The following is a 15,370-nucleotide window of genomic DNA, read 5'->3' as shown; positions in this document are numbered from 1 at the left end:
AACAGGAAAGTTAAGGTCTATAGCGCCGATGGTACTGCATGGGAGACTGTGTGGCAGAGTAGGACGTTGCGAGGTAATCTTGTAGATTACAAGAGTTAAGTTAAAGAAATTTAACTTATGGATCTTTAGCTCAGTTGGTTAGAGCAACCGGCTCATAACCGGTAGGTCTAGGGTTCGAGTCCCTGAAGGTCCACCATGGGGGTATAGCTCAGTTGGGAGAGCACCTGCCTTGCACGCAGGGGGTCAAGAGTTCGAATCTCTTTATCTCCACCATTGAAAACTATGAATTTTATTCATAGTTTTTTTATTTTTTTATTATAAATATTATTTAACAACAATATTTATTACTAGCATGAGTTATATGATGCAGAAAATAGTAGAACAACAGTATAAAATAGGCTAAAAATACTAATTGTTAAAGTATACAATGAATGAATTATAATATATAATTTATATGTAAAATATATGTAAAAATGTAATTTGGTATTTTTATTTATTGTATAAAAATTATATTGCGAGGGGTAGGATTATGGTAAGAACTATTGTCTGCAAAAAAGATGGATGTAGCGGTAATGAATTTCATATATCAACAGAAGATAATAAACTTAAATTAGTCTGTAAAGACTGTGGAAGTACTTATTATTATGATGTGAGTTATTATGAATTTATAATGTTATCAAATTGTGCAGAGTGTAATAACGATACATTTAAGGTGTTTAATAATTTAGATAAACAAGGAATATATGCTAAGTGTTCTAAGTGTGGTGCTCCACCAGAAAAAATATACATTGATGATGAAGGTGTACAAGTTACTTATGAAGCAAAGTTGCTACAAGATATAAAGCAGTTTATGTATCAAATTGACCAAAGAATTTGTAGTTTAGAGATGAAAATCGATGGTTTGGAAAAAGGGCAAGAATTATTAGAAGAGTCACTCGCTTATATAAATAGATATATGTCTGAGTAATATAATATCTGTGAATTTTAAAATTGTACTTAAAGAGGATGGCGTATGAAGAACAAAAGGAAAATTATTTACTGGTTTTTATTAATAGTTTGGATGATAGGGATATTTATTATGTCTAATCAACCTGCCCAAATATCTGATTCTCAAAGTGAAGGCGTAATAAATATTCTTTCTGCTATAGGTATCAATATGAATGGAATCTTTGGGCAGTTTACTAATTTTATAGTTAGAAAATGTGCACATTTTCTTGAATATATGGTATTATCATTACTAGCATTTAATGTGTTTAGATTGTATTTTAACATCAGAAGAGTTATTTTTTTGACAGTAGTTTTTGTATTTTTTTACGCTTGTTCTGATGAAATACATCAATTATTTGTTTTAGGAAGAGAAGGTGCTTTTAGAGATGTTATAATAGATACGGTTGGGGGGATTACACTAATATTGATTAATCTATTTAGAATGCATATAGTTGCCAAGTTTAATGAAGATAAATAAAAGATAATTTGAATAATTGAGATATAGTAATTTAAGATTAAAACCAAATTAATTATTCAAATTTTAAAATAATATAAATGAGTTAATTATATTAAGGTATGAAAATAAGGAATAAAAATTGTGAAGGCTAAGTATATAATGCAAATTAGGCATTGTGTACTTAGCCTTCATTTTCTATAACAGAAATTAAATATGTGATGCAAACATAAATATAAGTTAGTGAGAAACAAATATAGACATTGGTTTAATTAGAGTAAACAAAATTACAATTACTCTAAAATTACTTATTAAACCTATTTATGAGATGAATTAAATTTTATTTTAAATAGATCATTTACTTTAAATAGAATATAAATAAGAATAAGTATTAATAATCCATCAAAAGTGAAGTTGAACAAAAATAATTGTTTCGCGGTATCAGCCTTTCCATTGCCTACAAAAGGCATTGGAAATTGAAGCATACCTATAAATATAACAGTCCAAAGCAAGAAAATTTTGTTCTTTATTTCAGGATTAGAACTATTTCGAATATATTTATACAGTGAGCATAACAGAACAATAATATAAATTAATCCTATAAAATATAAATTTCTAGGTAATATTTTTTCCCTTATAGATGACCAAAGAGTGAAACGATGGAAATCCCTAACTGGGGTTGAACTATCAGCTTTTGAGTACTTACCTAGTCCAGTACTAGTATAAAATGTCTTACTTGCGGTATATTTCATGCCATTTAATAAACGAGTAGGGTGAGTTAAATAGAATTTTGCAAGTTTAAAGTTATTTATTTTACTGTAGAATTTTTCATCAGTTATTTCTGAACCAGGAATATATTTGACATATTCATCGGAATCCAAATAAGCATGTTTCCCAGCCTCAGCTGATAAATCAGGATCTAAGCCTAAATCTACCAAGTCTTGCTCTGGAGTAGTAGATTCGTTTAATACTCCATAAAAGACTGAGTTATACTGGGTGTCTTTACTTAAGTTGTTGCTATTCATATTGATGCGAATAGGGTAGATTATCAATAAGCATGTAATAACATATAAAATAGCTAAACTGATTTTATTTAGATTATATCTATTATCCAATAATATTTTACATACAAGGATTATAATAATAGGTAAAGAAGTAATAACTTGTAATTTAGAACCTAAAAATAAAAATGCTGAAAATAATATATAAAGTATTTTCGACATTAATTTTTCCGTTCCCTTTACTACGTATTTGTATTGAATATAGTTAAGAATGGATGCAACAAGCAATGATAGTGTAGTTATCATCATTGGTTCTCCATATAGGCTATTAAACCAAATTAAATAATTGCCATCAAAGAAAATGAATGCGGTTATTAGTACAACAATCATAGATTTAATATTATTTTTTATATTCAAAGATTTTAATATTATGATAAATGAAAGAATATATATAATACTATAGATGACAGCTAAATATTGAGTTTTAAATATATTATGATCAAGTGATTTGCATATATAATTAACAAGTATTATTATATAGCTCAAACTACAATTCCAGATGCTTTTAGAATCAGTATTGTTTAAAGGGGTAATCTTATAATCAGTCACAATAAAGTTGTAATATCCTACAGAGTTAGGATTGTTCGTATCTGAGTCTAATAATGACAGACCAGATATATTCATAATTCTATAGAAATCACCTTGGTCAGCAACACCCACTTGGGGTTTTATAAATAGGACTCCGATAGTTATAGAAATTGCAAGTAAAGCAAACCAAAACATATAGAAGTTTCTTAAATTCTTTTTTGCTTTCATTAAATTTTCCTCCACAAAGATAGATTTAAAGTAATAAACATGATTATAAAGATATTAACAGATAAAATTATAATGTTTTTTGGTTAATACTACAAGAAAACATCAAATTAATTTAAATGACTACTTCAAAAATAGGATAAATATAAGTTTTCAGAAAATTAAGAAAATAAGGAGGATTTAACGAATAGAAATAGAAATATAACATATAGCATTATTAAGTGAAAGGCAGGTGGGAGCCAATCTCTTGGGTAGATTAAGGGTTTGGCAGCATTATGAAAGATTATAGTATTAAAAATTTAAGAAATGTAGGATTAATGGGGCATAATGGAACTGGAAAGACTTCCTTAGCGGAAAGCCTTCTGTATTATTCAAAAATTACAGATAGATTAGGGAATATTGAAGATGGAACTACGGTTTTAGATTTTGATACTGAAGAAAAGAAGAGACAATTTTCTATTGCTCTTTCAGTAGCACCAATTGAATTAGATAATGTTAAAATAAATCTTATAGATATTCCTGGATATGCAGACTTTCAAGGTGAATGTATCGAAGGAATGAGAGCCGTGGATGTAGGTATGATAGTTGTAAGCGGAGTTTCAGGAGTCAAGGCGGGAACTGAAAGAGCCTGGGAATATTGTAACAAAATTAAATTGCCTAGAACATTTTTTATAAATAAATTAGATAGAGAGAACTCGGATTTTAATAAAGTACTAGCATCTCTTAAAGAAAAATTTGGCATCAGCGTGGTGCCTATTCAGTATCCTATAGGAGAAGAAGACAATTTTAAAGGAGTAATAAATATAATATCCAAACAAGCAAGAGTATACGATGTAAAGACTAAGGAAATAAAAATATTGGATATACCTGAAGATCTCCAGGATGAAGTTGAAAATTGTAAGAAGATGATTATGGAAGCTGTAGCTGAGACTGATGAAGTATTGCTTGATAAATATTTTAGTGAAGGCGAATTGAGTGATGAGGAAATATATAAGGGCCTTATAAGTGGATGTGCTAGTGGAGATATTGCCCCTGTTATGTGTGGAAGTGCTACAAAAGTTATTGGAATGGATTCTTTAATTGATGATATTGTAGAATGTTTTCCATCGCCAGAATATGCTATTCCACAAAAAGCTGTAGACGTTTTAAAAGATGAAGAGGTTTTTGTTAATCTCAATCAAGATAAGCCTTTTTCTGCATTAGTATTTAAAACCATTGCAGATCCATTTGTAGGTAGGATATCATTTTTTAGAGTTATTACAGGTGAAGCGAAAGATGATATGACAGTATTAAATGTTAATAAAGATAAGAATGAAAAGTTATCCCATATATGTTTTATTAGAGGTAAGACACAAATACCAGCTAAAAGAATAATAGCTGGTGATATAGGTGCTATTTCTAAGTTACAGTATACAAATACAGGCGATACTTTAGCTAGTTCTGATTTTAAAGTAATATATGACAAAATGAATTTTCCTAAAACAGTTTTCTCAATGGCTGTAATCCCTCAAGCTAAAGGGGATGAGGAAAAGATATCTCAAGCCTTGGCCAAGTTAAAAGATGAAGATCCTGTTTTTCAAATTGATAGAGATGTAGAAAACGCAGAAATTGTAATCTCAGGACTAGGAGAAACACATATTAATGTAATCGCAAGTAAAATAAAAAGTAAATTTGGTGTAGAAGCAGTATTAAGTTTACCAAAGGTACCTTATAAAGAAACTATAAAGGGATTTTCAGATGTACAAGGAAAACATAAAAAGCAGTCTGGTGGACATGGACAGTATGGAGATGTGGTAATTAAATTTGAACGTAGAACAGATGGGGAGGAAGAATTAGAATTTATTGATAACGTTGTTGGTGGCGCAGTCCCAAGAAATTTTATTCCAGCAGTAGAAAAAGGATTAAGAGAGTGTATAACTCATGGTGTTTTAGCAGGATGCCCAGTTATAGGTCTTAAAGCGACTCTTCATGATGGATCATACCACTCTGTAGATTCTTCTGAAATGGCTTTTAAGGTTGCAGCTTCTATAGCTTATAAAAAGGGATTAGAGCAAGCTAAACCTATTCTATTGGAACCTATAATGAAAGTAGAAGTTATATTACCAAATGAATATATGGGAGATGTGATAGCTGATATAAATAAAAAGAGGGGAAGAGTAATCGGAATGGAGCCAGAAGGGGACAAGCAAAAGGTTATATCAGAAATTCCGCTTGCCGAAATTAGAAAATATGCTACTGAATTGAGATCTTTAACTCAAGGAAGAGGAGTATTTACAAAAGAATTTGCAAGATATGAAGAAGTTCCAGAGATAGAGGTAGCAAAAGCAATAGAGAGCATTAATGAATTAAGAAAATAATATTATGGAAAGTTATAGATAAAATTCATGAAATAGGAATAAAGAGTACTCTAGTGTAGGTATTACATAAAGGGTACTTTTTATTTATGGGCTTAATAAAGAGAAATAAAATAAAAATTACTATAATTAAGGAATAAGGTAAATTTTACATTAATATATATAGGATAAAATCATGTGCAGAAAGACATAATATTTTAGTAATAGTATATTTTATACAATTTGAACAAGGGGGCCTGTACAATGTCAGATTATAGCATGGATATTAATGGAAATATAGAATTGAGTGATTATAGTAATATATTTGACTATTTAAATATAATAGACAAAGATGATAATTTTGTAATAAGGATAGATAGAAATAATAAGGATGATATAGAATTAATTAATTCTATGCTTCAAGATAACAAATTTAATATCAATTATACACAATATGACGATTTTGGGAACTACTACATAAGCGCCAATAAAGGGTCTTGAAAAAATATTATTTAAAATACAGGTTTTATTGGAATAGCATAATATAGTATAATATGTATTAGCAAATTGTTTTTTATTGGTATATTAAATAAAATAAAGGAGAGTTATATTATGCAAAAATATGTTATAGGAGTAGATTTAGGGGGAACTAAGATAAGTACTGCATTATCCAATTTAAATGGAGAAGTGTTATGTCAAACAACAGTTCCTACAAATGCAAGCGAGGGAGAAATTCCAGTATTAAATAGAATTATAGAATCTGTTGAAAAAGTAATTAAAGATGGATCAGTAACTTATAAAGATATAAAAGGAATTGGTATCGGTTCCCCTGGACCTTTAGATGCTGAAAAAGGAACTATAATCTATACACCAAACCTTCCATTTAAGAATTTTAATTTAGTGGAACCTTTGAATAAAAAGTTTGAAGTTCCTGTATTTTTAGATAATGATGCAAACGTTGCAGCTATTGGGGAATATATGTTTGGCGCAGGAAAAGGCGCTAAAGATGTAGTATTCTTCACAGTAAGCACTGGAGTGGGTGGCGGTGCTGTCTTAAATGGAAAGGTATATAGAGGGCACACTTCAAATGCATTAGAAATTGGACATATGACAGTAGCACCAGATGGACCAAGATGCAATTGTGGAAATATAGGATGTGTAGAAGCAACATCATCAGGAACTGCAATTGCAAAAAGAGGGCAGGAAGCATTAGCTAGCAAAGTTGAAACTTCATTAAGAAAGTATGATACTATTACTTCATATGAGGTGTTTACAGAGGCGGCTGCAGGAGATCCAGTTTGCGTGGATATAATTAATAATGCACTGAATTATTTAGGAATAGCTGTAGCTAATGCAGTATCTATATTTGATCCAGAAATTATAATAATAGGCGGTGGTGTATCAAAAGCTGGAGATATTGTTTTTGATACAGTAAGAAAAGTTGTTGATAAGAGATGTTTTAAATCTATGGCAGAATCAGTTAAGATTGTTCCAGCAGGATTAGGTACAGATGCAGGAGTAATTGGTGCGGTAGCATTAGCATTGCTTGAAACAGAAGATAAGTAATGCAAAGAATGAATCAAGTAAAGTAGTGTGGATTTTTAGCTTAATCCTAGAACTTTAAAGCATTTAGAATAGGCTTTTATAATAGAATTACAGATAGATGTGAATAAATATTAAAAATTTCACATAAAATTAGAACAAAAAGCTCTCTTTGCAATAAATTTTTTCTTCTCATACATATTACTAAGTTTATTCTAGGTTAATTACTTAATTAGGGAGACTTTTATTTTGATATTTAAAGTATTTACCTATAATAGATTGGGATGAAAAAATTTTTTATATAAGCTATCTCTAGATATACTTAGAGATAGCGTATTATAAAAGAGTATATTTTATATGAAACCTATTCAATAGATTGTTGGATAGGTTTCAATCTTTAATTATGATATAAAAAGAGATTATTGTAATGAGTAACAGTTTAGTAGTATAATTTCTAATTAATAATATTATTGTGGACTTGCAAATTAAATAAGAAGAAGGTAATAAGATGAAAGCAGAGATTATAGCCATAGGAACAGAAATTTTATTAGGCGATATAATTAATTCAAATGCCCAATATTTAGCTCAGGAGTTAGCAGCTCTTGGAATAGATATGTATTATCAGCAAGTAGTAGGAGATAATGAAATAAGAATTATGCATGCATTTGATGAGGCATATAGCAGAAGTGATATCATAATAACTACAGGAGGACTTGGACCAACTGATGATGATATTACAAAAGAAGTTGCGGCTAAATATTTTAATAAAGAATTGATTGAGGATGAAAATTCCACTAAAAAAATAAGAGATTATTTTAAATTTAGAGAAAGAGCAATGACTCAAAATAATTTAAAGCAAGGGTTAATTCCAGAAGGAGCAACTGTTATAAATAATAATAATGGAACAGCACCAGGAGTTATAATGGAAGATAATAATAAGATAATGATCATTTTACCTGGGCCACCAAAGGAAATGAAACCAATGTTTGAAGAATCGGTTAAACCATATCTTCAAGAGAAATCAGATTCAATATTGGTTTCAAGAGTTGTTAAGATACTTGGGATAGGGGAAAGTGCTGTTGCAGAAGAGATTAAGGATCTAATAGACGCTCAAACCAATCCTACAATTGCGCCTTATGCAAAAGATGTAGGAGTAATGCTTCGTATAACTGCAAAGGCTGCAACTAAAGATGAAGCACTAAAATTGATAGAACCAATTGAGGAAGAAATTAAGAACAGACTTGGGGATAATGTTTATGCAACTGAGGATATTAACATAGAAGAAGTTGTAGCTAGGCTTTTGATAGAGAAGAAACTAACAATATCTACAGCAGAATCTTGTACTGGTGGCATGATAGCAAGCTATCTTATTAATTATCCAGGTATATCGGAAGTTTTTTTAGAAGGCGCTGTAACATATTCTAATGAGGCTAAGCATAATAGACTAGGCGTTAATAATGATATTTTAAACCAGTATGGAGCTGTAAGTGAAGAAACCGCAAGAGAAATGGCAATTGGTATTGCAAAGACAGCTAATACTGATGTTAGTATTGTAACAACAGGAATTGCAGGACCAGAAGGCGGTACTTTAGAAAAACCTGTTGGATTGGTTTTTATAGGTGTGTATGTTCAAGGAAAGGTAACGATAAAAAAATGTTTGTTTAAGGGAGACAGAAACAAAGTAAGGCTTCAGTCTACAATTACAGGATTAGACATGCTAAGAAGAATTCTTATTAAATAAATTATGCAAAATAAAAATGCCATAATATATTTCAAACGAAGTAATATATTATGGCTTTACAAATTGTATATAAATAAAAATGGGGGAGAGGCGATTAAATATTGAAGTTAAATACTTCATTATTATTTATTGCCAAATTAAATTTATTTATACATAATTTAGATAAAAAATTTATAATTCTTTTATAGCCTCGCTCAATGTTTTCCCGAAGGAATCGTTAATAACCAAATTAGCCTTGGAATCAGCAGAGGTAGAGCTTTTATTTATTAATACAAGATTCTTTCCTTTAAAATAATTGATAAGTCCGGCAGCAGGATAAACAACAAGTGAAGTGCCACCTATAATAAGAGTATCTGCATTAGAAATTGCAGTTATAGAGTCTCTAATTACTTTATCGTCTAGACCCTCTTCATAAAGAACTACATCGGGTTTAACAGCCCCACCACATTTAGTGCAAATAGGAACTCCCTTAGATTGTAGGATAAAATTCACATCATAAGATTCGTGACATTTAACACAATAATTTCGATGAATAGATCCGTGAAGTTCGAATACATTTTTGCTTCCAGCCATTTGATGGAGTCCGTCTATATTTTGTGTAACGATAGCTTTTAATTTTCCCATTTCTTCAAGTTTGGCTAATGCTAAGTGTCCAGCATTTGGTTTAGCATCTGGGTATATAAGTTTTGCTTTATAAAATTTAAAAAATTCTTCAGGATATCTAATATAAAAAGTATGTGATACTAACTGTTCAGGAGTTAATGTAGCATTTAATTTCTCGCTAAACAGGCCATTTGAACTTCTAAAGTCAGGTATATTAGATTCCGTACTGATACCAGCTCCGCCGAAAAAGACTATATTACTACTATTCTTTAATATTTCTGATAACTTTTCAATGCTCATAGAAAAACCTCCAAATTAGAATTTATTTTAAGTATTAAAAACACATTATCATGTATATTTAATTATTGCACAATTGATTAGAAAAATAAAATATAAGCCCTGATAAATTAAACATTTTAAAATATTTATAATAAAAAAATAAAAAATGTGTTGACATAATATAAATAACTCGATATAATACTACTTGTATCTGGTGATGACGGCGTAGAGGTAACACTCCTTCCCATTCCGAACAGGAAAGTTAAGGTCTACAGCGCTGATGGTACTGCATGGGAGACTGTGTGGAAGAGTAAGACGTTGCCAGGTAATATGGCTCGATAGCTCAGTCGGTAGAGCAGAGGACTGAAAATCCTCGTGTCACTGGTTCGATTCCAGTTCGAGCCACCATAATAAATGAACTGTTGTGTAATTAGTAACTGATTGTACAGCAGTTCATTTTATTTAAAAGAAAAAATTCTAACTTATTATACTAAATTAGGTTTATTTATAAAGTACATTTTCTATTTTTTTATTTATTTTTTTATATCTATATATACCTAATATTATAGATATGACACTAAGTGCAATAAAAATTATTCCTAAAACATATGTAAAATTAGTATCAAATAATTTTATTAATGAAATAGCTAGAGCAAATGTGCCTAGCCCAGTTCTCATATATGCTAGAAGTGTCCTCTCATTTGCTAAGTGTGTCCTGTCGGCAGCTAAAAAATCTCGTAATATCATTTTATCTTTGTTAAAGTTATATATTTTTTCTGTTTTTTCTTTTTCTATCATGGCTTACCTCTATTCTGCGTTTAAAAATTTTTATATTTTTAATAATTCTTTTTAAAATTTACCAATTATGTTTGAGATTTCTTGAAGTCGTAAAATTGCATATTTATAAAAGGCTTTATAAGACGAACAAAAATAATTTTTGCCCAAGGCCTTTTCATTAATTGGTTCATAATGCCTTCTGCATCCGCCTCTGCAGATAGATATAAATTTGCATTTAAGGCAATTATCTGGAATGCTTTTTGATTTATCTATAAATTCTTTAGCTTTTTCTCCATGTAATAAATTATCTATGTTATTTTCTTTTATATTTCCAATATTCCATTCATCAATAACATAGAAATCACAAGGATAGCATGAACCATCTGATTCAACAACTAGATTAGAGGAACAACGTCCATTCATATCACAAGACTCTGGACGTAAACCCAATAGTATTTGAATTATATTATCAAACATTCTAATACTAATTTTTTTTCCTTCCTTAAAGTCTTTATACCATAAATCAAATAAGTTTTTCAAAAATTCCTCATAATCTTCTGGTGTTAATGAGTATGTATTTTTTCCAGCTTCAGAATCCAATGGATCTAAACATGGTATAAACTGTAGATAATTAAATTCATTTTTACTATAATACTTGTATATTTTTTGCACATGCCTAGCTACGGATTTGGTAACTACTGATAAAATATTATATTGAACTTTATATTTATTGAATATTTTAATAGTTTTTTCGATCCTTTTATAGCTTCCTGTTCCATTAACATCTATGCGGTTTTGATCATGAATATCTTTAGGACCATCTAATGAAAGCCCTGCTAGAAAATTGTTTTTTGCTAAAAATTCTCCCCAGTTATCATTAATAATAATTCCATTTGTTTGAATGGCATTATTTACTATTAAATTTTTAGTATTATATTTTTTTTGCATATCTATTAGATTTTTATAAAAGTTAAGGCCAGCTAAAGTGGGCTCACCTCCTTGAAACGTAAAACCAACTATATTATCTCCATATTCAAAAACTTTTTTTACTAATATTTCTAATGTATTATATGACATTAATCCATAGTTTTTTTCATTTCTGTGTTCAGTAATATCATAATAAAAACAATATTTGCAATGTAAATTACAAATACTTGATACAGGTTTTATAAGTACAGTTATTGCTGGCATTTGTATCACACCTATCTTTCTATAATTTATAATATTGTGAGATTTCTTATAGTGCATGCCTAATTAATTCGTTTTGTGCATGAGGGACCACAAAAGGTTCTTATTGGTACATATTTTCGTTATAAATAAGTCCTAAATATAGGGTTGCTACTGAGATTCAAACTTATGTAATTGAGAGATAATCGATATTTCTACAATTATAACTAATGTAATATATTTTGTTATCAGTATGAAATCCTATATAATAAAGCTTAATTGAATTTAAAGGTATAAAGAACTCTACTAAAACTTGTAAAAAACGAGATAAAATAAATATCTCGTTTTATGGGTTTTAATTTTTCTTATCATTAGTTGTTTTTAGTCTAACTGCATTTTTCATTGGAAATCCAGTATCGTAATCCAATTGTCTTGGTTCATATTCTTCATTTTCTCTTTGACGAGTGTATCCATCATTTTCCCATGTCGGCTTCTTATCTTTTCTCCATGTTCTGCAAGCCCATTGATACCCTCTATATAAATCTCTTGTATTGTTCATGTTTTGCAGTAGTTTATCATGTAATTCATTACGAATATCAGCGTATTCATCACTATTAATTAGATTGCACACTTCATATGGATCCTTTTCCATATTGTAGAACTCATCACTGTCTAATAAATTAATGACTAATTTATATTGTTCAGTGATAGCAGCTCTCATAATTTGAAGTCCACCGAATCCATCATGGTCGACTTCGTACCTTGTAAATTCTGTAAATACAACATCATTAATTTTTACAGAAGTATCTTTTATTTGTGCAAGCATACTTTTACCTTCTAGTATTTTAGGTACAGGGACACCTATATATTCAAGAATAGTTGGTGCAATATCAATATGAGAAGCAGGATAATTGATGGTTTTTCCTTTTTCTCCTCCTCTTATAATTAAAGGAATATTGGCAATCTCTTTATAAGCTACGGCATTCTTCATTTGCAGACGATGAGCACCTAACATATCTCCATGATCTGAAGTGAAGATAACAAGGGCGTTTGGAATTTGTTCATTGATTACATTTATAATACGTCCTATTTCATGATCAACAAAGGTATTGCAGCCTAGAAATAATGCTAATTGCTTTGAAGGCTTGTTCAACATTTCTATAGGTTTGTTAATATCATCTCCTGACCATAATTGTTGCATGAAAGGTTTTTTGCTAAGGTCATCTTGAAAGTTTGGATTATCATCAAATTTAAATCCTTCATACATGGTATTGTATGGAGCTGGGCATATACATGGACCATGAGGTTCATCATAAGATACTGTTAGGAAGAAATCTTCATCTTTATAACGATTTAAAAAATCAATGGCACGATTAGAACAACGATGAGCATAGGTAAAATCTTCTGTTAAACCTGGTTCATATGAAGTTGATGATTGCCTAGATTTTACCTTTTCTTCATCTGTCAGTTCATTTAAATAACATTTCATATCATACCAATATTCTTCATCCCATCCTTCAGGACATTTTCCCAATCCAAAATAATCACCACCATCTAAATGCCATTTTCCTACATAACCACAATGGATTTTATTATCTGTAAGTCTTTGACCAATGGTTTTTACATTATCACCCATAGCAATACAATTTGTGACAACGCCATTTGTGTGTGGGAAAGTTCCTGTGAAGATGGCAGATCTTGCTGGACCACAAACTGGCTGACAAGTATAGGTATTCTCGTATTTTATTCCTTCCTCAGCTAGCTTGTCTAAATTGGGAGTTACCATTTGGGGATTGCCATAGCATCCAAGCATGTCTTTTCTAGTTGTGTCTGTCATAATTAATATTATTTGTTTTTTCAATTATTTTCACCTCTCCATTATTTATAAATGATTTATTAAACTTTTTCTTAACTACAATAAAACCTGTAATGGATATTATTGCGTATATAAATGTAATTATTAATAAACGCATACCGTAATTACTACCATGATAGATAATTCCAATTGGAGAAAAAATAATATATATATATATCAAAGTAGTAATAGCCACGAATGAAATGGGCTTAGCATGTTTCCAAGAATTTAAGTCAACTTCGCCTATATCCTTTTGAACATAAGGTACTTTTCTTGGTGCAATTAATCCTGAGATCAACATGATTAATACACAGCATACAAATAATATTCCATATATGTGTAAGTAATGAATATTTATATGGAAAACAAATTTATACAATGCATAACATATAATAAAGAAGAAAATGGAGATTTTTGCTCCAATTGCTGGAACCTTTTTGGTTACAAAGCCCATCAATACTACTACTAATATAGGTATATTAAAGAACCCCATAACACTTTTCATAAATATATATAAACCTTCTGGAGCTCTTGCTATATTAGGTGCAACGAAAATGGAAAAAATTCCAATAATAGTGCCGAATATTTTACCCATCTTAACTAATTTTTTATCATCAACATTTTTATTAAAGATTGGCTTATAAATATTTAGACAAAACATTGTTGATGCTGAATTTAAGGCTGAATCAAAAGCACTTAAAACAGCACCAAATATTACAGCGCCAAAGAAGCCAACCAATGGTTTTGGAAGCACGTGACTTACCAAAACAGAATATGCTGAATCCATCTTGCTTATTTCAGAACCATATAATCGAAATGCTATTATTCCAGGAAGTACAAGAATAATAGGGGTAAACATTTTTATAAACCCAGCATAAAGTACACCTTTTTGACCTTCTTTTAGATTTTTAGCACCAAATGCTCTTTGAACAATCTGTTGATTAGTACACCAGTAAAAAGTATTAACTAATATCATTCCTGTAAATAAAGTACTAAACGGAACAGAACTAAATTTATTTCCTATTCCAATTGCATCCATCCTATCAGGAATGTTGACAATTAAAGAGTCCATTCCAGTTAATACGTTTCCATTTCCTAAAACTCTTAATCCAAGAATTGGAATCATCAATCCACCGATAAATAATCCAATTCCATTGATAGTGTCTGAAACGGCTATTGCTTTTAATCCGCCAAAGATAGCATAAATGCCTCCAATTACACCTATAGTTGCAATAACAATAAATAACGACTGAGATTCTGAAATATTAAGTAATTCAGGAATGTTAAAAAGCGAATTAATTGCAATTCCACCAGCATACAATACAATTGGAATTGTAACAAATGATAAGCTGATCAAAAATAAACCTGTAACTAAATTACGAGTTCCTGTATCAAAACGCTCTTCTAAAAATTCTGGTACAGTAGTGAATCCTCCTTTTAAATATCTTGGTAAAAATATCAGGGCCATAAATACAAGTGTGAGTCCTGATGTGGCTTCCCAGGACATACTTGTTAGTCCGCTTGCAAAAGCTGTACCATTAGTACCTACAAGCTGTTCAGCTGACAAGTTTGTTAAAATCAATGAAGCTGCTATAACAATTCCACTTAAGCTTCGTCCTCCTAGAAAATAACCAGTATTTGTGGATAAATCATCTTTTCTAGTTAATCGCCATGAAATAAATGCAACCAATCCAGTAAAAAAAGCAAACGATAACATAGACCACCAACGCATATACATCCTCCTTTAATTTTTTTTATTAATTTACTATGTGAATCATTATATACTATTTTTAACATATATAATTTCCAGCGTCAAGT

The 15,370-nt window shown here is 30.1% G+C and carries 12 protein-coding genes, 3 tRNA genes and 1 rRNA gene; 10 read left to right on the top strand and 6 right to left on the bottom strand.

Features of this window, described 5'->3' with window-relative positions; genetic code table 11:
- Nucleotides 1-119: 119 nt before the first annotated feature.
- From ACJDTP_RS03115 to ACJDTP_RS03100, 4 genes are all read left to right on the top strand, one after another.
- A tRNA-Ile gene (locus tag ACJDTP_RS03115) sits at nucleotides 120-196 on the top strand.
- Between the two features lies 1 nt (nucleotide 197).
- Nucleotides 198-273, top strand: a tRNA-Ala gene (locus ACJDTP_RS03110).
- 256 nt (nucleotides 274-529) lie between these two features.
- On the top strand, nucleotides 530-967 hold the full coding sequence (locus tag ACJDTP_RS03105) for a hypothetical protein (RefSeq protein ID WP_012061050.1): 438 nt from the start codon (nucleotides 530-532) through the stop codon (nucleotides 965-967).
- Nucleotides 968-1,012: 45 nt separating this feature from the next.
- Nucleotides 1,013-1,465 carry a VanZ family protein gene (locus tag ACJDTP_RS03100; RefSeq protein WP_406760474.1) on the top strand — a complete coding sequence of 151 codons (453 nt, stop codon included), beginning with the start codon at nucleotides 1,013-1,015 and terminating at the stop codon, nucleotides 1,463-1,465.
- Between the two features lie 293 nt (nucleotides 1,466-1,758).
- Here ACJDTP_RS03100 and wsfD read toward each other — a convergent pair whose 3' ends face one another.
- Nucleotides 1,759-3,258 (bottom strand): glycan biosynthesis hexose transferase WsfD, encoded by a 1,500-nt coding sequence (gene wsfD, locus ACJDTP_RS03095; RefSeq protein ID WP_406760473.1) that lies wholly within the window; start codon nucleotides 3,256-3,258, stop codon nucleotides 1,759-1,761.
- 272 nt (nucleotides 3,259-3,530) lie between these two features.
- On the opposite strand from wsfD, the gene fusA reads away from it, so the two are divergent.
- The 4 genes from fusA (at nucleotide 3,531) to ACJDTP_RS03075 (ending at nucleotide 8,871) form a co-directional block, all read left to right on the top strand.
- On the top strand, nucleotides 3,531-5,612 hold the full coding sequence (gene fusA, locus ACJDTP_RS03090; protein ID WP_406760472.1) for an elongation factor G: 2,082 nt from the start codon (nucleotides 3,531-3,533) through the stop codon (nucleotides 5,610-5,612).
- A 240-nt stretch (nucleotides 5,613-5,852) separates the two neighbouring features.
- Nucleotides 5,853-6,089 (top strand): hypothetical protein, encoded by a 237-nt coding sequence (locus ACJDTP_RS03085; protein ID WP_012061046.1) that lies wholly within the window; start codon nucleotides 5,853-5,855, stop codon nucleotides 6,087-6,089.
- Nucleotides 6,090-6,200: 111 nt separating this feature from the next.
- A complete protein-coding gene (locus tag ACJDTP_RS03080; protein WP_077837826.1) occupies nucleotides 6,201-7,154 on the top strand; it encodes an ROK family protein in 954 nt (317 codons plus the stop codon).
- A gap of 484 nt (nucleotides 7,155-7,638) precedes the next feature.
- A complete protein-coding gene (locus ACJDTP_RS03075) occupies nucleotides 7,639-8,871 on the top strand; it encodes a competence/damage-inducible protein A (RefSeq protein ID WP_406760471.1) in 1,233 nt (410 codons plus the stop codon).
- A gap of 171 nt (nucleotides 8,872-9,042) precedes the next feature.
- Here the strand turns inward: ACJDTP_RS03075 and ACJDTP_RS03070 are convergent, their stop codons facing one another.
- Entirely contained in the window at nucleotides 9,043-9,774 is a 732-nt protein-coding gene (locus ACJDTP_RS03070; protein WP_077837824.1) for an NAD-dependent protein deacylase, read from the bottom strand.
- Between the two features lie 189 nt (nucleotides 9,775-9,963).
- On the opposite strand from ACJDTP_RS03070, the gene rrf reads away from it, so the two are divergent.
- Nucleotides 9,964-10,080, top strand: a 5S ribosomal RNA gene (gene rrf / locus ACJDTP_RS03065).
- Between the two features lie 5 nt (nucleotides 10,081-10,085).
- Nucleotides 10,086-10,161 (top strand) — tRNA-Phe (locus ACJDTP_RS03060).
- Nucleotides 10,162-10,254: 93 nt separating this feature from the next.
- Here ACJDTP_RS03060 and ACJDTP_RS03055 read toward each other — a convergent pair.
- From ACJDTP_RS03055 to ACJDTP_RS03040, 4 genes are all read right to left on the bottom strand, one after another.
- The gene (locus ACJDTP_RS03055) at nucleotides 10,255-10,551 is read right to left on the bottom strand and encodes a YidH family protein (RefSeq protein WP_406760470.1); all 297 of its coding nucleotides are present in this window, start codon (nucleotides 10,549-10,551) and stop codon (nucleotides 10,255-10,257) included.
- Between the two features lie 51 nt (nucleotides 10,552-10,602).
- Nucleotides 10,603-11,721, bottom strand: coding sequence for an anaerobic sulfatase maturase (locus ACJDTP_RS03050; protein ID WP_406760469.1), 1,119 nt, complete (start codon nucleotides 11,719-11,721; stop codon nucleotides 10,603-10,605).
- Between the two features lie 331 nt (nucleotides 11,722-12,052).
- Entirely contained in the window at nucleotides 12,053-13,558 is a 1,506-nt protein-coding gene (locus tag ACJDTP_RS03045; protein ID WP_406760468.1) for a sulfatase-like hydrolase/transferase, read from the bottom strand.
- Nucleotides 13,518-15,284 (bottom strand): solute:sodium symporter family transporter, encoded by a 1,767-nt coding sequence (locus ACJDTP_RS03040; protein WP_406760467.1) that lies wholly within the window; start codon nucleotides 15,282-15,284, stop codon nucleotides 13,518-13,520. The genes ACJDTP_RS03045 and ACJDTP_RS03040 overlap by 41 nt, the downstream gene beginning before the upstream one ends.
- Between the last annotated feature and the right edge of the window lie 86 nt (nucleotides 15,285-15,370).

It is taken from the genome of Candidatus Clostridium helianthi (genome assembly GCF_045310795.1).
Classification (GTDB): Bacteria; Bacillota; Clostridia; order Clostridiales; family Clostridiaceae; genus Clostridium; species Clostridium helianthi.
Note: the sequence above shows the minus strand (reverse complement) of the source record. Positions and strands in the feature narration are given on the sequence as shown.